The sequence below is a fragment of the Cohnella sp. AR92 genome, assembly GCF_003990975.1.
Classification (GTDB): Bacteria; Bacillota; Bacilli; order Paenibacillales; family Paenibacillaceae; genus Cohnella.
Window position 1 is genome coordinate 23,292 of the sequence record NZ_RZJR01000015.1, and the last position, 21,025, is coordinate 44,316.

The 21,025-nt window shown below is 43.3% G+C and carries 20 protein-coding genes; 3 read left to right on the forward strand and 17 right to left on the reverse strand.

The window, feature by feature from the left end:
- Nucleotides 1-238: 238 nt before the first annotated feature.
- The 5 genes from ELR57_RS22460 to ELR57_RS22480 form a co-directional block, all read right to left on the reverse strand.
- Nucleotides 239-928, reverse strand: coding sequence for an AIM24 family protein (locus ELR57_RS22460; RefSeq protein WP_126961334.1), 690 nt, complete (start codon nt 926-928; stop codon nt 239-241).
- On the reverse strand, nt 925-1,431 hold the full coding sequence (locus ELR57_RS22465; RefSeq protein WP_126961335.1) for a hypothetical protein: 507 nt from the start codon (nt 1,429-1,431) through the stop codon (nt 925-927). Before ELR57_RS22465 ends, ELR57_RS22460 begins: the two co-directional genes overlap by 4 nt.
- A 242-nt stretch (nt 1,432-1,673) precedes the next feature.
- Nucleotides 1,674-1,787: a LuxR C-terminal-related transcriptional regulator gene (locus tag ELR57_RS22470; RefSeq protein WP_370452335.1), complete on the reverse strand. Its 114-nt coding sequence runs from the start codon at nt 1,785-1,787 to the stop codon at nt 1,674-1,676.
- Nucleotides 1,788-1,790: 3 nt separating this feature from the next.
- Nucleotides 1,791-3,374: a recombinase family protein gene (locus ELR57_RS22475; protein ID WP_126961336.1), complete on the reverse strand. Its 1,584-nt coding sequence runs from the start codon at nt 3,372-3,374 to the stop codon at nt 1,791-1,793.
- Nucleotides 3,358-3,669, reverse strand: coding sequence for a hypothetical protein (locus ELR57_RS22480; protein ID WP_126961337.1), 312 nt, complete (start codon nt 3,667-3,669; stop codon nt 3,358-3,360). Before ELR57_RS22480 ends, ELR57_RS22475 begins: the two co-directional genes overlap by 17 nt.
- Before the next feature lie 337 nt (nt 3,670-4,006).
- Here ELR57_RS22480 and ELR57_RS22485 point away from each other — a divergent pair, with 337 nt between their 5' ends.
- Nucleotides 4,007-5,197, forward strand: a complete 1,191-nt coding sequence (locus ELR57_RS22485; protein ID WP_126961338.1) for a hypothetical protein — start codon at nt 4,007-4,009, stop codon at nt 5,195-5,197.
- 32 nt (nt 5,198-5,229) lie between these two features.
- Here ELR57_RS22485 and ELR57_RS22490 read toward each other — a convergent pair whose 3' ends face one another.
- From ELR57_RS22490 to ELR57_RS22505, 4 genes are all read right to left on the reverse strand, one after another.
- A complete protein-coding gene (locus tag ELR57_RS22490) occupies nt 5,230-5,955 on the reverse strand; it encodes a hypothetical protein (RefSeq protein WP_126961339.1) in 726 nt (241 codons plus the stop codon).
- Nucleotides 5,956-6,231: 276 nt separating this feature from the next.
- Nucleotides 6,232-6,882, reverse strand: coding sequence for an Ntn hydrolase family protein (locus ELR57_RS22495; RefSeq protein ID WP_126961340.1), 651 nt, complete (start codon nt 6,880-6,882; stop codon nt 6,232-6,234).
- Nucleotides 6,883-6,996: 114 nt separating this feature from the next.
- Nucleotides 6,997-7,224: a DUF4314 domain-containing protein gene (locus tag ELR57_RS22500; protein ID WP_126961341.1), complete on the reverse strand. Its 228-nt coding sequence runs from the start codon at nt 7,222-7,224 to the stop codon at nt 6,997-6,999.
- On the reverse strand, nt 7,211-7,507 hold the full coding sequence (locus ELR57_RS22505; protein WP_126961342.1) for a hypothetical protein: 297 nt from the start codon (nt 7,505-7,507) through the stop codon (nt 7,211-7,213). Before ELR57_RS22505 ends, ELR57_RS22500 begins: the two co-directional genes overlap by 14 nt.
- A gap of 605 nt (nt 7,508-8,112) precedes the next feature.
- Between ELR57_RS22505 and ELR57_RS22515 the strand changes: the two genes are divergently transcribed.
- Nucleotides 8,113-8,475 (forward strand): hypothetical protein, encoded by a 363-nt coding sequence (locus tag ELR57_RS22515; protein ID WP_126961344.1) that lies wholly within the window; start codon nt 8,113-8,115, stop codon nt 8,473-8,475.
- Nucleotides 8,476-8,498: 23 nt separating this feature from the next.
- Here the strand turns inward: ELR57_RS22515 and ELR57_RS22520 are convergent, their stop codons facing one another.
- From ELR57_RS22520 to ELR57_RS22545, 6 genes are all read right to left on the reverse strand, one after another.
- Entirely contained in the window at nt 8,499-9,713 is a 1,215-nt protein-coding gene (locus ELR57_RS22520; RefSeq protein ID WP_126961345.1) for a restriction endonuclease subunit S, read from the reverse strand.
- 3 nt (nt 9,714-9,716) lie between these two features.
- Nucleotides 9,717-11,270: a type I restriction-modification system subunit M gene (locus ELR57_RS22525; RefSeq protein WP_126961346.1), complete on the reverse strand. Its 1,554-nt coding sequence runs from the start codon at nt 11,268-11,270 to the stop codon at nt 9,717-9,719.
- A complete protein-coding gene (locus tag ELR57_RS22530; protein WP_126961347.1) occupies nt 11,267-11,860 on the reverse strand; it encodes a restriction endonuclease subunit S domain-containing protein in 594 nt (197 codons plus the stop codon). The genes ELR57_RS22525 and ELR57_RS22530 overlap by 4 nt, the downstream gene beginning before the upstream one ends.
- Nucleotides 11,861-11,993: 133 nt before the next feature.
- Nucleotides 11,994-14,765 (reverse strand): type I restriction endonuclease subunit R, EcoR124 family, encoded by a 2,772-nt coding sequence (locus ELR57_RS22535; protein ID WP_126961348.1) that lies wholly within the window; start codon nt 14,763-14,765, stop codon nt 11,994-11,996.
- Nucleotides 14,766-14,966: 201 nt separating this feature from the next.
- Complete coding sequence (locus ELR57_RS22540) at nt 14,967-15,188, reverse strand: DUF3006 domain-containing protein (RefSeq protein ID WP_238162654.1); 222 nt, start codon at nt 15,186-15,188, stop codon at nt 14,967-14,969.
- A 6-nt stretch (nt 15,189-15,194) separates the two neighbouring features.
- On the reverse strand, nt 15,195-16,616 hold the full coding sequence (locus ELR57_RS22545) for an MBL fold metallo-hydrolase (RefSeq protein WP_126961350.1): 1,422 nt from the start codon (nt 16,614-16,616) through the stop codon (nt 15,195-15,197).
- A 176-nt stretch (nt 16,617-16,792) separates the two neighbouring features.
- Here ELR57_RS22545 and ELR57_RS22550 point away from each other — a divergent pair, with 176 nt between their 5' ends.
- The gene (locus ELR57_RS22550; protein WP_126961351.1) at nt 16,793-18,955 is read left to right on the forward strand and encodes a hypothetical protein; all 2,163 of its coding nucleotides are present in this window, start codon (nt 16,793-16,795) and stop codon (nt 18,953-18,955) included.
- Between the two features lie 82 nt (nt 18,956-19,037).
- On the opposite strand, the gene ELR57_RS22555 is transcribed toward ELR57_RS22550, so the two are convergent.
- The gene (locus ELR57_RS22555; RefSeq protein WP_126961352.1) at nt 19,038-19,787 is read right to left on the reverse strand and encodes a hypothetical protein; all 750 of its coding nucleotides are present in this window, start codon (nt 19,785-19,787) and stop codon (nt 19,038-19,040) included.
- A 161-nt stretch (nt 19,788-19,948) separates the two neighbouring features.
- On the reverse strand, nt 19,949-20,977 hold the full coding sequence (locus tag ELR57_RS22560) for a hypothetical protein (protein ID WP_126961353.1): 1,029 nt from the start codon (nt 20,975-20,977) through the stop codon (nt 19,949-19,951).
- Nucleotides 20,978-21,025 lie beyond the last annotated feature (48 nt).

Consider the following 21,025-nt stretch of genomic DNA (forward strand, 5'->3'; position numbering starts at 1 on the left):
TCCACTGCGGATGCTGTCAGTTCGTCGTGTCGGATGCCGCCAAGAATAAATATTTTGTCCCGGAATAGCAAACGGCCCGTCCCGCAAGGGACGAGCCATTAAAAAAAACATAAGGTTCCCGTATTCGGGCCGCTGGATTACACTCGAAATCCTGCCTGTCGAAGGAGAATGGAGTCGATTTTCTTCGCAGGCCGTTCGAATAAAGTCGAATATCCTCCTTGGGCGGCCGGGACTTTTCTCACTTGATATAAACGCTCCCGAAAGGAAGAAGCTCCCGAAGCAGCCGTTTGACGAATCCGTCCCCTTTGAGATGGTCGCTTAGCCCGTTATCGACGGCCCCGCACTGGACAAGAATCGGACCGCTGCCCGACAGCTGCCATTGAACGCCCATATGCTGGCTCGCCAACGTGTTGCCGTAGACGGACAATTGCACGCTCGCTTTCTCCGGGTAAGCGACCAGCGAACCGGCTTCCGCGAATGTCGGAACGTCCGGACTAAGCGGCATCGAGGCAAGCGCTCCCGAAGTCACCAAGCCCAGCTTGCCCGGTCCCGTGAAGCGCATCCGCACCCATTCCCTCGTTATCCAAGCCGTCTTGATTTTCTGAATGCGGCTCTTCATCTGAAGCCCGTCCGTGTAGAACAGAACGTGCCGGAAGTTAAACAAGAGATCGCTGTCCGCTTCGATGTCCACGACCGTGAGCGAGCAATCCGCGGGAAGGCCGAGTACCGCTTCCGAAGGACCCGTCAGCTTGGAGCGAACCCATTTTTTCTTGCGATAGGCATTCGACAGGTCCATGACCTTGTCTTCCCGATGGTTAGGCGAGCCTTGAAAGGCTACGATCGCTTTCGGATGCAGCACGTGCATCGCTTCGCCTTCCTGAAGCTCGATGCGAACGTGGTCCTGCGGCAGAGGCGCCGTAATCTTCATTGGCTATGCCCTCCCGTTACCCGGTGATGCCGCCGCCACGCCAAGAATCGCCAGAAGCGAATCGACAGGAAGTAAGCGAGTCCCATCGACAGTAACGTGCCCGCGGTCAGCAGGATTTTCCTCATCCGCTCCGCCTTCTTCTCCTTCTCCCGTTCCGCCTTATCGAGCCTGTCTAACAAGGCGGCATTCTGAGATGCTAGAGATTCATTATGAGAGGCCAGAGTTTCGTTCTGCGCCGACAGCGCATCCGTCCGCTTCTGCAGCTCCTCGCGTTCGAGAGCGAATTGCTCGGCTTGGCGATCCAGCTCATCCTTCGTCTTGTTATATTCGGTCTGGATATCCTCCAGCTTGTCCGGCGCGCGATAAATATCTTGCAGACGATCGATGAGCCCCGCCTTCGCTGCCGGCGCCGCAAGGACAAACGAGCCGATCACAGCTGTTAGTATGACAATGAATCTCTTCCATCCCGAGGGGATTCCCGCCTGTTCTCGAATGGGCTTCATTCGCTTCACCGTCCCTTGATTGCAATATGTAATAGGGCGTCAAGCCTCATACCCTATCAAACGAGATAACAGGTTCGAAGGTTCCAAATTAATCGCCATGCAACGACAGCAATCGTTCCTCGTTCGTAGGCTTGTCCTTCCATATTCTCTGGGAAAGGCAAAGAGCCTCCTCTCCCGCCGCTCGTTCCAAGCCGCGAAAAAGAAGGCCGGCTGCACCCGCGTATCCGCATCGCATGCCCCGGTTAGATCTTGAGCTCCCCGAGCTTGATAAGCTCGACAACCGCTTGCGAACGACCTTTGACGTTCAGTTTCTGCATCACATTTGTAATATGTATTGAAGCACACAACAAAAGAATGGCTTAGATATAGGATTTTATATCGATAACACCGTCAGCATGAACGTCTATTCGCTGCACACAATCCATCAACAACGGGCGTAACTTCTCTGTATCGTCGTATGATGACATGTCAGAGAGTTTTTTTATAGCCGTACGAACTTCCTTCTTAATACGCTCAAGATCAATTACTCGTCGTTCATTAGCCGAGATCACAGCCAATCTTTTTTCGGCTGCTTCGATCTCCTTTTCGTACTCCTCGCGTTCAAATTCGTATTGCGCTTTGTTCAGTTCACCTTGCATATTCTGACGACGAATTTCAAATAGTAATTTACGGTTATCAGTAATTCGCTTCTCTAACTGTTTCTTTTCTTTATCATTATCTCCGCTGATTGGTAAAGCTGCATTGATATCATTCGAATCAATTAAAGATAATCTAGACTTAAGCCTTCTGAGGATCTCTCCAACAAGCTCATCACGCATTGAATAATACGGAATCCACTTACCATTTTTGCATCCAGCATCGCCTGACCTTCGCCGTTTTGAGCACAACAAATATCGATATTCGTCAGTTCCATTTCGAGATTTGCTTTTCATAGTCACCATAGCTGATCCACATTCGGCGCAGAAAATCATCTTGGCAAACGCATTAACAAATTCGCGCCTACCACCGCGCTCTCCTCCGCCGCGCTTTAATCTCATATCCTGCGCCGCGTCAAACAACTCCTTGGAGATGATCGCTTCATGAGTCTGAAACTTTGTTTTTTTCCATTCTGACTTATGTTTTTGGACGAGTTTTCTTCTTCTGTCCATCAGATTATCAATGTTATGTTTAACCTCATTAGTGTGCCTACCGTAAACGCTATACCCCGTATACACCTCGTTCTGTAAGATACGCTGAACACTCGTTAAACCCCATACACCTCCTTTGTATGAAGGTATCGGCTCACCATTCTCATTATCTCCATTGAGATAGTTCACAATAGACTTTTCACCCATACCGTGATTTACGTAAAGGTCGAATATTTTTCGAATGATCTCGGCTTTGTCGGGAATCACTTCGAGTGTCTTGCGCTTACCGCTTTTCATTCTTGGGTCATCTACAGTGACTTTCTTGTAACCAAAAGGAGGTATAGACCCGATGTAGTTTCCCTTCTCAGCCGATTGTTCAATCCCCCGCCGCGAAGACCTGCTAATGTCGCCACTAGTATTCTGATTGATCGCAGCCTTGATATTGAACAGAAGCTCGTTATCTTCTTTTGCAGAGTCGTAAGCATCCTCAATCGATACAACTCTAATTTTGAGTGCATTAACAAGCATCCGCTTTAATGAAATTGCATCAATCACATCTCGACTGAAACGGGAAAGAGAGGCAAACCAGATTGAACTGATTTTGCCCCTCTTTGCATCTTCGATCATGCGTTGCACATCTTCACGTTCAACTATAGAAGTTGCTGTGTCTTTATCTTCGTAAAAATCATCATCCTTCAATATGATACCTTCGTTAGAAGCGCTCTTTTTGATGAATTCCATTTGGTGCTCAGGGCTATCTTTCTGAGAGTCGTGCATAGTAGATACCCGAACATACCCCTTATTTCTTCTCTCCATAACACATTACCCCTGTAATAGATTTGGACAAAACCTCGTCCAAATTATCACTCACTGCACCATGCTTTGCAAGTACTGTTTGTATTTCTCTCCTGGCAAGTTTAGTTATGATAGCATCACTGCGGTCTTCAGCTACGACAAAGTTAAGTGTAAACGACTTTTCCTTCTTGACGATCATGGTAGCATCACCCGTTGACATTCTATGCTCGAGGGCTTTTCCGACTTTACTACCCGTCTTAACTTTTCCCTTTGCACTTTTTTGACTTTCAATAAGCTCCTCAACTACAGTAGACATGTTTGTCAACCCCGCATCGGTGAATTTGGAGTTTGACCTCCATGCCTTGAGGGCGGGCACCTCTTGACTACTTATATCTCAACACCAAAACGACAATCTCCAACTCCCCCAAACTACATTCCATATCACCCAATGTTGTTCATGTCTTGAAATGAGTTTGTAAAAAACCAATCACATTCGTGCTTCTTTGAGTAACACGAAAAAGAGGTGCCGATTTTATCGACACCTTGAGCGATGAACCCCATACAGGCAAAAACTAAGAAGGTTTTGCTATAATGGAGTCATGTTGATACTGCAATGAGCTATTCAACAGGCTCTGTCATAAGGGGAATACACAATGTCCATACATATAAATGACCTGCTACCAGAAGGGGTCAAGCTTAAGGAATTCAAAACCGGATCGGAGCTGCTACTGGCATACGAGTTGGGCAAGTATACGAAGTTATTGTTAGAGGAAGGCTTGTCAGTGGATAACGTCGGTATCGATACGGAGCTTGTACAGACAGCACACTTCGGCTTTATAGTGGATTGTGAACTCATCGAAGGTATAGAACCCGTTGCGGAGACTGATCTGCCTGATTATGACATTGCCGACTTTTTCTTGCCGAGTCAAAATGTATCTAAAGTTGACTTACTGTTTGAAGAAGGCTGTGTGATTTTCAACTTTAACTCCAACAAACGAGCAAACAGTGCCCTAAATACCAAGAACCGTTCGACAGCATACGTGAGCCTAATGGCTTTTGTCTTAGTTAAGAACTACATCGACCAAACACCAAATCGCAAGCTAATTATTGACCATGAAGAATATGAGCAACAGAATGGCGAATATGACGATCTCATCAAGTTGCAGAGAAGCGGAATTCTACTTGAATCCATACTCAAAATCAAATATAAAACTCAGGGCGTAATTCAACTACCCTGGCAAGATGTTGTGAAAGAGTATCGGGAAAAGGAATTAATGAATAGGGTATATTCATCAAATGAGAAGTATGCTTTTCTGTTGAAGGAAGGGCTAGAGATTGGGGATGTTGTTCTTCGGTATTCTAGAACCTTCGATCAAAAAGTCGAGGATACAATAGGGACTTTAAAGTCTTGTTACCCTGCAGTAATTAGGGATTACAACGAGGAAGTTATTGTTCTTGAGTACTACAGAACGGTCGAGACAAGATTGACACAACAGACAAGGATTGAAGGACTATGCGCCAAAGTCGATGGTCTCAAGGAAGCATTGACCCCTGATGATCTCGTTCGTGCAACCAGTAGAGAAGAATCCATATTCCTGGATGCAGTCGGGATCGGAACATGCACCTACTTGGAGGATACCTTCATATTTGAACCAGTTGAATCAGATGAAACTGAGCAGACATTTAAGGACAAGGACGGTTCACTTATCAAAGTAGAACTAAATACCTTGGATACAATCTTCGCTGTCTTTGAGGATCGTGGTGTGCCTTTCAATAGGGACAAGTTTTTGAATAAATACTTTCTGTCTAAAGGAAAGCAACCGAAATATTACGATTATGTGTAAAAGAGCCGATTCTCGGCTCTTCTTTGCGTTCCTTACTTAGCTCGTTTATCTTCTGGAATAAGCTCAAGGAACCGGGTTATATATCCATCATCTTTGAACTCCTCGCTTATTCTCCATTTATCAGCCACCTGCTCGTCAATAGCAATTATATTATTATCGCGAATTGAACCAAAGTTGATTACTTTGCCCCGCTTGCCCTTTACCTTGACAAAGGTAATCGTTGGGGTTGGGAGTTTAATCCTGTAGTAACCTTTAGGATTATTATCACCTTCACGCACCTTAAAGCTCCCATCCTCATTCATATACTCTAAGAACTCAGCTGTCTTGGTGGAAAGACATACAGCCTTATAACCGTTATAGCTAACAAAAGCAGCATACTCATCACGTAACACTAAGAACATAAACTCATAATAAGAAAGGGCGAACTCTTCTCCGGCATTAGCCTTTCTGTACTTGATATCTTTTTCAATGTCTATTCCTGTATCCTTGTCTAATTTAACATCAATATCGGGAACATCATCAATATCAATGTCGGACTGCAGGATGACTCCGACTGGCTTCATGCCTGTGCCGCCATTATTTCTTGTTACCTGAATAGACTCCAAACCTAAAAGGGTCTTAAAGTGTAACGTACTCCACTTGCTCCCGAGTGACTCACGTTCATCCTCTGACATAGCCTTCCTTAGTTGCTTACCATATGTCTCAATATTTTTCTTTATATCAGATTTTCCATACTGTGTCTGATTTTCTCTGCTCATGTTGCCACCTCGCTGAATTAGTTTACAAATCTTATCTTTCAATAAATATCGGTAATCGAGACCCTCAATTTTACCGAAAAAAAGCACCCATCCCGTTCGGCAGACGATAAGCAGTCATGCTTTACAGAATTAGTGCTATTTTTGATTGTTCTTTTTGTTATTATAAAAATAACCTAACCGTTCTAAAGATGTCGGAACATTTATAATACCTAGTCCACTAGCAAAAATGACTTTCTCCAAAGAAAAGACGCCACGATTTGGCCGCGGCGCCTTCTATTACCCCTGGGACAACCATTGGGATTGAGCGGGGTCTTGGTCTAAAACGTAAATCCTTACCTGACCTCCGATTGTCTCTACCTTCGAACTGACTTCCTCATAACACCGTTTAAAGTGCTGAATCGTCTCCTCGAATGTCATACTGTTAACAAGGTCTTCATTAAAGTACGGTACTATAATTGGATTCATTGGCGGATCTCCGACCGCTCCACCGAACGATGTCCAATTAACTTGACGGCCGATCGATTCACAGGTGTAAATCATCGGTTTTGAGCCATTCTCCCACCTAGCCAACATAAAACAGACAGGATGATCCTCGGGCTTGATCCCCATCTTCTCCTTCAAGGTGTTATTCCACGTATCGACTAAAGCCCCAATGATTACCTTTCCCGGCTGAGTGGACAACCTTCCCTTGTTGATACTGAAAAAATGGGTGATAAGCTGCTCCACTTCAAGGATCTTGCCTGTGTCACCGTTTCTGATCATTGCCTTAGCCATTCCAGAATTCCCGATAACCAGCTGCTCTGACGGATGGATCTTTACCCGATCATCAATATGCTCGAAGTTACCATCCTTGTCATACCTCGACATCCGACTGTCCGCCATCATGACAATCTTGTCCTGCCATACATAAGATAAAACCATAGTCATAAAGCCAACGCCTCCTAACCCACTTATTATATCAAGATGGGAGCCTCTGCCAAAGCCTTCGGCGTTATAAAGCGTTGACCTCGTTCTAAAGTTTCAATGCTTTTATAAAACTACTCAACAACTGCGTAGGTGCTTGATAACGTCTACACCATAGACCACACCAAGGGTAGAGCCGCTGTCCCAGTTTACAAAGATCGTTCCCGCATCGTCCACAAAGTTCACTGTGCCCTGGTCACCTGCCTTAAGCGTGGTGTAGGGATCGGACATCGACACCAACTCGACCCTCGTGCCTTTCGGGTTCGATTCCCGCACCTGCTTGACCTGATCATTATGCTGAAACATTATTGCTGCCCCCCATAGTCGACAGCGCTCCCTGTAGATCATGGAACGTCCCAAGGTAGTCGGCGTTACCATCGAAGCTGCGGAAGAAGGTCACTTTATCAACATGGTTGTTGATTCTGGTTACCGAAAAGCCAGTCTCGGCGTTTAGGTGTACCTCAGTGAAAGACGCGGGGAAATCGTTATCCTTCAAGTGCTGCTCCTGACCTGACTGCTTGCAGTCCGAGCAAATTAGAGAGTGACGGACATATTGATGATTAACATGTTCACAAAGCTCATAGTTCATTAAATTTGACCCCTCAATACGGCGAAAGCTCGTAAACGACTATTGCTTCTTCGATACTGGATTGGTCAAATTCACTGTTTATGGCTCTTATCAATTCCTTTATCTGAGTCTGACTAAAATTAAGACGGTTCATTCCCAATATAGCATAGCCCAGGCATGCGCTATTGCTCCACCGGCTTTCGGGAACCTGAACATGCGGGGATAACAGTTTGAATCGGCAGTCAACGCATAACACCAGCCGTTCGGTTCCATTATTGAATTCGGTTACGTCATTATGACTATTACAATTTTGACAGATCATCGAATGCCCCCCATTAAAGGTTATCGGTAGAATGAAAACCTCATACATTGGTTGTTGACATTAGCGTAACCTCACCAAACTTGCAACCCCTTTATGGCGGGGAGGGCATAGCGATTTGACGCCATAAACGGGCGATATTGAGGGCATCAGAACTGCATTAAACCTCTTAAGCACAAGCAGCATCTAGCCCCTGCCAGTGAGCCGTTAAAAGCTGCAGGAACGAAACTAGAATCAAACTTAAACTCGTAGAATTTTAGAAGATACCTGTGTATATAGATAAAAACCCAATAAGGAGTTGACTTAGGTGGGAAAAATCTTTGACTTTCTCTCGCACAAAGCTCAGTTTGAACTTATTAACCATAATTTCAAACATAATGATGAGATTGTCGAAAAACATGGGAAATACATCGGTGTGTTGACCAAGCAGAGGACTGAGTCGCTTCGGCAAACGATTGATATGATGGAGTTTATGAAGAAGCAGGTTGAACAGCTTATGTCAGAGTATGAGGAATTACGTTGCGGGTATGAAGAAATGGTTATGGAAGCCGTGAACTTTCTTGGGGCAAAGGATAACATAGTAGAGTACGATCCTGAGGGGTGGGATTTCTATGTTGATGTTAAAGGGCATTGTTGGGTGATAAAAAAGGCAGAAGGCAACAGGAGCTAAACACCTGTTGCCTTTAGGACATATCAAATGAACATTTCCTGCATAAATCCCAGCTTCTGTGAGACAAGGAGATCCAATTTTAATTTTTCAGCTGTGATCTTCTTGTCTAAGGCATCAAAAATTCTTACTATTTTCTCCTGTTCCTTGATGGACGGAATATACAGTGACATATTAAAAAATTCCTCGTCTTTGATACTTACACGGTCATGCCTCGCGCCTGAATCTCCCTTTTCGTATATATGTCTGTGCCACATCGAGGACTTGAAATAATATGAAAGAAATGTCTTATTGACTCCCTCTACTCTAAAACAAAGGTACAGAGGTGAAACTATACCTGCCTCAGGAGAATTAAAAATATTAATCGGTCCGTAAGGTGAATCGTTCGAAACCCTCGGATTATAAACAAAGTCACCATTCTCGATTACATAATATCCATCGATATTTTCAGTATTTGCAATATCCTTATCAAAATAGTCCCGCTGAGATACTAAACCATGCTTTGAGGAGTTTGATATGACATTTAATATTGAGAAGTCCGTATTTTTCTTAGTGATCTTTTGGGAAACGCCCCTCAACGTAGTTTTTACCCAATCCGGGAACTCTTGACCATCATCATCCTTAAACCGTAGCTCCTGTGAGAAGATCTTCCGCAGCATGCCCTTTTTGAAGAGTCCCAATTGCTCGATCTTCTCCTGTTGCTTCTCGATTTTTTTGTCTAAGAGTGAGAAAAACTTACCGATTTTCTTTTGCTCAACTAAAGAGGGTATAGGGTGCCTCAATTTAACAAATTGAGAAAAATGAACTCTTTGTTTTTCGATTAATGAGCCAGTTGCAATGGACTTATATCGTAAAATCAATCTTCCTGATCTTAGGAGCCTTTCAAAGAACTCGCAATCATATGCTTCTCTAGTTCTAAAAACGTTATAATAGCCAGATACTGAAATATCTTGACTGCCGTTATATTTAGCTACTGCGCCCAACGTTAAGTTCATCGGATTATAAACAAAATCATTATCTTTAACTAATTTGTAGTTATCCTCTTCTTTTTTCAAAAGGAACGAACGATCATATCTTTCACTTTTAGGTGTGACACCTCTTTCAAGAGTTAAACTATACAATGGATACTTCTCCGTATCACTTGTCCTCTCATTTACTTCATCAAATATCTCATCGAACAATGTTTCGTTCCAGTCACCGTCAAATTCCTTGAACCGAACTCTTGGAATATTTCTACCCAAGCTTCACACCCCCAATTCTTCAAAATATGAGTAAAGTTCATTGTCAATCTCATTAATCTCGTTTTCAATCTGCTGTAATCTGGCTTTTAGACCAATAATATCTATCTCTTCTTCTTCCTCAAAAGTGTCCACATATCGTGGAATGTTCAGGTTATACTCGTTGGCTTTAATCTTGTCCAGACTTGCTGCATAGGAGTATTTATCGAGGGTTTGGCGATTTTTGTAGGTTGCAATGATCTTCTCAACATCTTCTTCCCGTAAGCGGTTTTGGTTCTTACCTTTTTCATAGTCGCTTGAAGCATCAATGAAAAGAATATTATCATCTTCTTTTCGGCACTTTTTTAGCACCAAAATGCATGTAGGAATATTTGTGCCAAAGAAAATGTTTGCCGGTAGACCGATCACGGCGTCTAAATAGTTCTTTTCCTCGATAAGATATTTGCGAATAGTTCCTTCTGCCGCACCGCGGAATAATACCCCGTGTGGAAGAACTACTGCCATTGTGCCGTTATCATCAAGATGATGGATCATGTGTTGGATAAAAGCATAGTCAGCTTTGGACGCAGGAGCCAGTTTGCCGTATGCACTAAACCGCTCATCTTGCTCGAACTTCTTATCTGAAGACCATTTTGCTGAATACGGCGGGTTGGCTACAACTGCCTCAAATCTCAAATCAATGTGACGGGGATCGTCCAAACTGTCAGCATTTTCAATTTCGAAGTTTTGATATGAGACGTTATGCAAAAGCATGTTCATGCGAGCTAGGTTGTAGGTTGTAGAAACCTTTTCCTGACCGTAGAACTTACCAACTTTCGCTTCCTTTGCTACTCGCAACAGAAGGGAACCGGAGCCACAGGTCGGATCGTAAACCGATTTAATGCTACTTTTACCCGCTGTTACAATTTTGGCAAGGATTTTCGAAACCTGTGGCGGAGTATAGAACTCGCCGGCTTTCTTACCTGCATTAGCTGCGAATTGACCGATCATGTATTCATAGGCGTCACCTAGGACATCAATCTCAATATCATCATGTTTGAATGGAATGTTGCTGATGTTTGCCATGATCTTGGCGATCAGCTTGGAACGGGACTTTACATCTCGACCGAGTCTCGAGGAAGAAAGATCCATATCGTCAAACAGGTGTTGGAAGTCCTCTTGACTGTCTGCACCTAGAGTGGATTCAGTTACAGCATTGACCGCCTTTTGAAGCATTTCGACGTCAAACTTACCTTGGTCACCTTTCTGAATTTCTTCGATCATATTGGAGAAGAGGTATTCTGGCTCAATAACATAACCAATCTGCTGAATTAGCTCCTCCTGCAAAGCTTTTCGGAGCTCTTCGTTCTTCCAAGCCTCTTTGTAAGAAATCTGGTCTTCCTTAAGCAAGCTGTTAGCCCGATCCTCGATTTTCTCCGACAGGTAGCGGTAAAAGATTAAGCCAAGTATGTAGTTCTTGAACTCATAAGCCTCCATTTGACCACGCAGATCGTTAGCCATAGCCCATAGTTTCTTGTGCAGCTCTTCCTGTTGCTGACGTTGTGCTTCAGATGTCGTCATTTCATTTCCTCCTTGATATACCCCGTTAAAATATGCTTCGCATACTGCTGTTCCAGAACCATACGCTCCTGAATCAAGCGATTTTTCCTATGTAACAATCGATGGACACTACCAACCTTAAGCTGATCCTTTAAAGGTGGCAAAATCATCTCTAAGGTCCTGAGCATCTGAATTGATAGTGACGAGACAATTGAACCTTGGGTTGCAACCTTTAGCTGCCGTTTGCAGTCTGGATGCTCGTTGATAAACCATTCTAGATAATCGGGATTAAGTGATTCCGATGTCTCTATGATGGCAAAGTTAGATGGTATTAGCTTACCGGAATGCACTTTCTGCAGAGCGATGGCACGTTGTCCAGTAAGGCTGATGAGCACTAGTCCCTCCCTTGCAATCGGGAGTGAAGCCACCCGGTCCATAGGTACATGAACAACTTGTGGATCTTCCGTAGTAGTGTCAGGCTCGGAGCTAAGCCACTGGTTCATTTCCTTCAACGTGAATAAGGATAATGTTACCGAATCTGACGAAGGCAAAGTCTGAACACGTGAGAGAAATACCCCTTGCGAAACTGAAGCGCACTGTTCGAGATTCAATACACCCTCCTCCTCATTAATTGCTATTTGACAAAGTAGCATTAACTGATGTCCTTATAATAATAAAAAGTAGCAGAAAAGGCAACACCTTTTCTGCTACTTTTCGAAATAGCATGTAACTGGGCGATATATCTCAGCTAAAGCGCTTGGTGTGCTCATCTATAAAAGCAATAATGCGTTGCATTAGGGTTCGTTTCTTGAGAAGAGGTAGTTGAATCGAATCGCTGATCTCCTGTTGGTTGACGATTCCACTAAACTCGTATTCCTCTACAAAGTTTTGCACCTTATCGGCAGGAAGGTTAACCTCCTCGGCAAACGACTCCAGCTCCTTAACGCGTTCTTCTAGCTCAAAGGCATTATAGGCATCGTCGACGGAATCCTCGTTAGTCAGGGACGGCACTACATTGTGTAAGAAGGACTTGAGCAGGCGAGCCTTTAAGCGTAGCTCTTCGTTGTCGGCACGATCAATTTCATCGATAATATCGTCCACCGACTTTTTGCGTTGCTCCTCATTGTTGAAGTCAATGTTACGAATGAGGTTCATGATGTAGCTGACATTGATACGGTCAGTCTGCATCAGCTCAATCATGAAGTCAACATCCGAGAGCGAAGTTCCGCCTTCACCACCGCCGCCGTTTCCTCCGCCACCACCGCCACCGGTGCCGCCACCGTTTTTAACTTCATCATGGATACGGAAGTATTTGCTCTTGAAGTCTTGGTAAACTTGTTCGCCAATACCCAAGTGCTCTTCGGTGAATACGAATTCTGTGAAAGTCTGGAGCCTTGTAAGGTGACCAGTCATTTCGCGAAAGGCAACAACGAATCTAAACTTGTCTTCTTCACGCCTTAAATCATCCACTGACTCCGGTGTTGGAGTTATTGAGAATACCCGAACTAAGGATTCTCGGAACTTCTTAAGGGTCTCTTCATAGCTAGGTGACAAAATTGTGTCAATGTCGTCCGTTTGCGAGAAGAGCCTTAATGCCTCGTCAGTATCAGCCTTCATGTTCCTGAAGCAGACAATGTTGCCGAAAGGCTTGGTCTCCTTTTGGGTTCGATTAGTCCTCGAGAAGGCTTGAATCAAATTGTGATATTTCAAGTAGCGGTCAATGTAAAGAATATTAAGTGTCTTGCTGTCAAATCCCGTGAGGAAGATGTTGACCACTAAAAGAATATCGATTTGGGCAGTCTTCACCTTTTTAGACACATCCGCAAAGTAACCCTCATAATTGTCGGTATTAAAGTTGGTTCCAAACATTTTGTTGTAATCAGCCATGATGCGATCTAAGGCATCACGAGAATGCTCGGAGTCATGCCCATCGCTCTCCTCATTCTGACCGTAAGTGTATATGGCAGCGATCTTAAAGTTATGGTTAAGCGACTTCATGGTGTCGTAATATTTGAGCAACATTGGGATGCCATCCACCGTGAATATACCGGTATACCCCTTGGAGCGCGATTTGCGATGATGATTATCAAGGATCTGACTGGAAACCAATTTAATCCGATCATCATGCATCCAATCATCATCCGTCAAGGATAACTCCATTTTAGGGTCTTCAACTGTACTATAGTACTCCACCGAAAACCCTAAGACGTTTCGATCATGGATCGCATCCTTTATTAGATACGTGTGTAGACACTTCTCGAATAGATCGGCGGTGGTTCTTCCATCTGAACTCATATTTTGAGGGAAGCGCGGCGTTCCTGTAAAACCAAAGAATTGAGCCTCTTCAAAGAACTCCGTTATAAGAGTTCTCATCTTCCCAAACTGGCTACGATGGCACTCATCCATGATGAAGATAACGCGTTCCTGCTTATAAGGTGCCATGATGTGCGCGTACTTTTTATTTTTTATGGCATTCGCCATCTTCTGAATCGTGGTTACTATTAACGGCTTATTAATGTCCGCAATTTGTGTGACAAGTGTGTCAGTAGCGTCGGTCATGTCTACGCAGTCATGCTCGAATTTGTTAAATTCCTGCAGAGTTTGGCTATCTAAGTCCTTCCGGTCAATAAGGAAGAACACCTTCTTGATATGCTGCTCACTAGCGAGAATTTGGCTCGCCTTAAAGGATGTCAATGTCTTTCCACTACCGGTTGTGTGCCAAATGTAGCCGTTATTCTTCGTCTCCAAAGCACGTTTAACTAAAGCTTCAACTGCAAAGACCTGATAAGGGCGCATCACCATGAGTTGCTTCTCGGTCTCATTCAAGACCATATATCGAGCGACCATCTTTGCCATGTGGCACTTCTCTAAGAAGTTACTTGCGAAATCACTCAGATTTGTGATGCGGTTATTTTCTGCATCCGACCAAAAGAAAGTGTGCGAGAACAAGATATCGCCATCTGAGTTGGCGAAATACTTAGTATCTACCCCGTTACTGACTATGAAGATCTGCAGGTAGCGATATAACCCTCGGAACGAGTGTTTTCGATAGCGTTGGATCTGGTTGAATGCCTCTTTGAAGTCAAGACCGCGGCGCTTTAACTCAACTTGAATGACAGGCAGTCCATTGATGAGTAAAGTTACATCATAACGATTCTTATATTTTCCCTGGACAGTAGTCTGGTTGGTGACTTGAAAGTGGTTTTTGCACCAGTCTCGAGTGTTCATCAACTCCAGATAAACCTCTGTGCCATCGTCCCTATCTAAGACTTGCTTATCCCGAAGAATCTTTGCCGAGTCGAAGATGCTCTTGCCATCTATTTGGGTAAGAAAACGGCTAAACTCGCTGTCCGTAAGCGGTTGATCGTTTAGTTTCTTCTCGTTGAACTTATTTAATTGACGTCTGAAGTTTGCTATCAGCGAATCAACATCATTTATAGTAACTTGCTCGTATCCTTGATGAACAAGTTGTTCGATCAAATTTTTCTCTAGTTGCGCTTCCGATTGGTACGACAACTGCATAACCCCTCTCAAATAACATCACCATAGTCATACACAGGCTTTTTACATTATTCTACAAGCCCTTCCTTTATCCTTCTAAAACCACCGGAATCAACGCATTATCTGAGTTCCATCTTGACCAAACCCATTACTACCCGTCCAAATAAAAAAAGGTGCCCTTTTTCAGAACACCTCTGTCACATACTCTATAATTGATCATTCATCCCAAACGTCATCCATAAGCTTTTTTATTTCTTGACTTCTTCTCACCGTTTCAGTTGCATTCTTGATCCACACATTTTCTAGGAGTTCAACTACATCTCCAGCCTTAACATCTTTATCAACGGAATGTCTGGGAAAATCTCGGGGCTGCCCATCGATCTCAATAACAACTATATCGCCTTCGAACCGATCAACGATTCCTTTCAAATTAATCACTCCTAGTTATTGCGGGGTAAATGAGACTTTCGCGTTACTGGATTTTCCACCAAAGGTTACGGTAATATCTCCGTCAACCGTAAATCCTTTAGACGCCCTGCCGATCTTAAAGGGCAAAGTCGATACCCCATCCGAATTAGTTTTTCCTTCGTATGTTGTAACGGTGGACTTGTAGTGTAGCTTTAAGGTCACATTGGCATTACTAACCGGATTCCCCTTGCCATCAATAACTTTTATCGTCACTGTTACAGTGGCGTTCTGGGCGGGAGCTTTATTGTCGATATTTGCACTGATCGACAGAGTTCCTAAATCGTCCTTGTTTGACTGTGAAACAGCCGGTGCAACATCTTCATTCGGAGGGGATTGTCCATTGTTCACATCAGCCGAATATTTTGAAGGGTTGTTTGATACTGTAATGTCATTACCGTTCGAAGTAAAAATGATGTTGCCTTGCTCATCGTTACGGTAGACTTTAACCCCTTTATCGTTAAGACGTTTCAAGATTTCCTGCGTTGGGTGACCGTAATTGTTGCCCTTGCCTACTTGGATAACCGCATAGGTGGGGTTTACCTTATCCAAAAACTTCTGACTTGTAGAGGATTTGGAACCATGATGCCCCACAAGTAAGACGTCCGACTTTAGATCAACTCCTGAGCTAATCATATCTTGCTCGCTTTTCACTTCCGCATCACCAGTAAAAAGGAAAGATGTTTGACCGAAGGTAAGATGGACAACGGCACTCATATCATTATCGTCGTTATATGTTTTGCCTGGGGCAATCATCTTTACGTCAATTCCTGGCTCCCAGTCTAATGTTAGACCGGCTTTTGCTGTTGTCACCTTTAAATTCTTATTCTGAATTGAAAGCAATACCGATTCGAACGTCTTCGTATTTGACTGCACCTTCGGCATGTAGATCTTGCCGATGTCAAAGTTATCGATCACTTTATCTAATCCGCCAATATGGTCGGCGTCCGGATGTGTTCCAATAAGTATATCGATCTTGCTTATTTTCTGGTATTGTAGATACCCGACAACTGTCTTTTCCATGTTGTTGTCTCCGGCGTCGATTAACATCGTCTTCCCAGTAGGTCCTATAATCAACTGTGATGCACCTTGACCAACGTCGATGAAATGAACCTTTAGTTCGCCTTCGGGTTGCTTATTTTCTGGGACAACGGGCTTAACATCTACCTTCGTATCAATAGTTGACGTATCAGACTTCGAACTTCCTTCCTTCGATTGAACATTCTGTTCATCAGGAGAAGAAGGTGTCCGATTTTCAATACTTGCTCCTGTAGAACTTTTTATGTCTTGGGGCGCTGTGGTGCATCCTGCTAATGCAAAAATGAATATCGATAGAAATATGAGCGAAAATCTTGCGAACCGTTCTATCAAATCCACTTTCACGTTACACGCTTGATTCATTGTAACCTCCACAATCAATTATCCTTAGGTTCTTTAACACAATAATATTTCGGCAGCAAGCACGAGTATCCTGCCCCTATACTCGCGAGACTCCATTAAAACGACATTTCTCACCAATTTTCTGGGAAATATGATACAATGTTAATAAACTTTGTATTGATGTTAGGGGGGTTCATATGTCGGAAAAGCATGCTGACAAATTACTTCATGTTCAGAATGGTGTGATCCGTCACCTGTTATATTCGAAGGTCGACGAGAAAGAACTGATTAACCGCTATAGGGTTATCACCAAGAGCGAAGTTAAAAAAAAGATTCAAGATGCGCTAATGCGATTGGAAAAACAAAAACTCGTTGATATAGTTTCTATTTCTCCCGAGATTACAGAAGCTGATATCGAAGAATGCTTTGAGGATAACCGCTATAGCCGCCGCCCAAATTTTCGCCTCTTCATGCTGCGCCCACATAACCCCCAATTGAACTCATCAACGTTTATTTCAAGTAATAAAGGCGAATCCGCAGTAAACAAAATGAACGAATTGCTTAAGCAAATAACATACCCAAATGACACCATTTCCGGATTACTTGCTATTGATCAGACCATTGTTAATCCCGAAACGTTAGAGATAGCCTTTAAGTATCAAGAAAGGTATAACTTTATTAATCCCGAATCGGAACAATCGGACTTCATCTACGAGTTAAAGTTCGGGTTCCTTTGGATAAACTTTGATCAGCGTTTTGTAAGCATCAGTATCCCAACAGAATCGTTGGTCGGGAATATAGCAAAGACACTTGAGAGAGCATTCGACTGTTTTGTTTCACCTGTCAACATTACAAAGAAAACGGTGGAAAGCGTCTTTAGCAAAGAATCCATGAAGCGCACCACGCTTAGTAATCCAGACCCTTCTTCCGGTAAACCGGATAAAGTTACGATTACAGATAGTAATCTCGGTAATAAAGTTGACCAATTAAAGGAATTTGAAGGATACGACTCGCCCAGTTCCGTTTACCAAGAAGCCATCGATGAAGATGGAGACTTCTTTTCCACACTCGGTGTAAATTGCGACAAAGGGAAAATCTACCTTACGCGTCAATTGAAGGCGTCTGAAATGAGACGGTGGGGAATATGGCGAATTGGACAAATCATTGGACATATCAACTCCATACAGGAGAACGGTGAGATCGATGAAAAGTTCAGCTCCTTCGGACTTGAGGAAGATCCCGACTTGACCGCTTTCGCCACTTCAAGTGATGAGAAAAAAGTCATACTAGAAGTGACTAAAGCAATTGTTACATGCAAAGTTAAAAAAATTGATAGCTTTAAGCTCCTTGATTTGAATACAGATAAAATTGTCAACGCGTTAAAGAAACATACACTTACCCGATTCTACCCTTACTGCGAGAAGTGCGACCATTATTCTGATATTGTATGCAATCATTGCGGCAATGTGGACCTGCTCGAGATCTCCACAAAGAGGGGACAAGCTCCAAAGGTTATATGTTCGTTCTGCCACAATGAACTTCAGCAGGATCAAGTTCGTTGCTTGATGGATCATAAGATTAGAATCGATACTTGGTATGATGGTGTGCTTGTTAATCCCAAATCCACCTTAATCGCTTTGGTACAAAAAATTATCAACAAGTACTTTCCTAACGAAGGTTTCACTCAAGAAGAAGAATACTTTTACTTGCAAAATAACGTGGTTCACTTCTCGTCAAAAGTAGCTTCCAAAGTCATGTTCAAAGTTAGGGAACTTGAGCAATTCAAGCCAGTATGGGATCGAACTATTGCCCCGAAAAGGCGGGAAGAATTAGGCGAAGTTTTACAGCTGCTTAAAGAGAAATGTTCGAAGCACAGTGTAGATGCTTGCCAAGCCTGTCAACACGAAAAAAGTGTCCGTTGCATCATGAAGCCCTTTGTAACCTTTACTGATCACACTTTACATCCACATCATGGACAGGAATTTGGAGATATTAGCTTTACAATACAGATACTTGGCATGGATGATGCTGTTTTTGTTGGTATCGCCAAAAGTTACGAGAAAAAGCCGATCAACCCCACAAATAAGAAGGCATACGAAATGCTTCAACAGTTTGTCTACAAGTGTAAGGAATCAAGTGCTAACGTACTCGGGATCGTAGTAGCGGGTGAGTTAGAACAAGGGTTTGTCGCTACGCTTCAAGACCTGGCAAGAAGATACGGCAAGAAAGTTGTTATGTGGACATACGAGGAACTTATCCTAGTGGTCGATTATGCAATCAGAAAGTATGGGTTAACTATCGATGAAGTAGTTGCTGAATTGAAGGCGGATTCAAGTAAGCGAAAGAAAGCCGCAAGCTAACCTAACTTATTATACGCGCCCAAGAACCCTTCACAAGGTACTTGGGCTATATTTTTCGCGTTGGCGTAAGTAAAATCATAATTCAAGAATACTTCTCAATCCAATCGTAAACTCTCATCACCGTGCTCATTTCCGTAGCGTCGTTGTTATTCACAAAACTATATAGGATAGTTTTCACCTTTGGTTTCACATCCTCAACTATGTATTCCTCTTTATCATTTTCGTGGGACTGATTACTTTCAGACTCATCATCGTCGCATTCTTCTTCATCGTTTTCGTCATCTTCGGTTGAAACAAACTCTTGATCAAAGTAATCCGTTTCTTCAACGAAAACGTTCAGATCTGCTGCAGGATTATATGTATCGAGGGCACGTTTATAATGCTCCTCACGCACATAGAAGAACAATGCTTTTTCGTATGTGCTTTTGAACTCTTTGTTAATAATCGACCAGAATTCAAGCTTTTGTTCATGGACTCGAGCATACAATTTTTCACGCAGCTCATCTTCAAAATATTCGAGTATATCCTTAAAGTCTGTGCTTGTAATTTCAGTTAGATCATTCTCAGTCATATATGTATTAATCATATCTAACGAAACACCAATTCCTTCACTCTCAACACATTCATCAACATCTAATCCGCATTCTTCAAAGAGATCATACATTGGTGGTGCTGATTCATCAGAAGTTATTTGGCAAAATACTGCGTATATATAACTGAGCACAACGTCCCACAGGGTAATATGATGATAACTTTTATGCTTTTGTAATAGTCGAACCATCTTTTCATACCACTCGTCTTCAGATGGGCAATCATACCAAATACTATACATTCTCGAAATACACATCCTTTGGGACTATTAAATTGGGCTATTTCGTAAGAACAAAATATATTTTGCCTAATAAAAAAAACTCCCCATGTTGAATTCTAAGATACAGAATTCAACATGGGGAGTTTTACTACCTTCCTAAAAATGGATGAAGCTCGAAATATTTATATCTCCATAGGCTCAACAACCTTCTCGGGCTTGCTACCGCTTCGGAAAGCGCTGTTACCTTCGAGCTTGTCTAACAAAACCTTTCGGGCAATCTTGTACTCATCTCCAACCATTCCGAGACGAATCAAGAACAAGCGGAAAGTAAACTTGTCGTTATCCGTCTCTTTAGACTTGGACGAAGCATACTTCAATTTCTTTGCCGTATGGTTCAGCAAGGCAACGAACTGTGTGTATGCTTGAACTGTTTCAGTGGTTTGCTCACCTAAAAAGAACTTAAAGGCGAGCATCTGTTTGTCAAAGTCAAAAGTGATGCCTGGGCAGAGGTATTGCAATTCCGCTATTTTCGACATTTGCTTCTCATCTGTATCGAGACTCGGATCTTGGATTGCCGTTATGAAGCCTTCATCGATAATATTGCCGTTGAAGCCGACCGCTTTAGCAATGAGTACTTGGCGGCTGAAAATCAGGTTTACCAAGTTCCTTAAAGTTTGCGCCGTATGCCCCTCCAGTGGAACGGTGACTTCTAGGTCAGTGATACCTGAATGAGTTTGTTCCGAAGGTGCTGCCGGTTCTGCGAGAGCTTCTGGCGGAGCTTCATGTTCAGCGTCAGGTTCAACAGGAGCTTCAGACTCTACCGAAGCATCAGGTGGTTTAGGGTCGGAAGGAACCTCCGCATCTACAGAGCCTTCCTGCGCGGGTGGGTGATCGGGTGACTCTCGATCATTCGAAGCCACAGGATCGGAAGGAGCTTCCGACTCAGAAGGATTAGCAGAGGCGTCAGGATCACCTGTAGCGGCAGGAGCAGAAGGATCGGAGGGAGTTGCTACCCCATTGAAGGGAGAGCCGCTCAATAGGCTTTGAAGCTCGATTTCGACACCTTCGGCATTGGTTACCGTTCCTTCCTTATCTACCGAATAGATCCCGTTCGGCGTATCGAATTGATACCCAAAGCTCGGTGCGCCCATATACTGCGGCTTGATACCGAAGTGGTCGCCCAACGCTTTAACAACAGCTTTCTTGTCCATAACAACCTCCAATTATTTGGCTTGATCAATGGAAGGGCAGACAAAGCC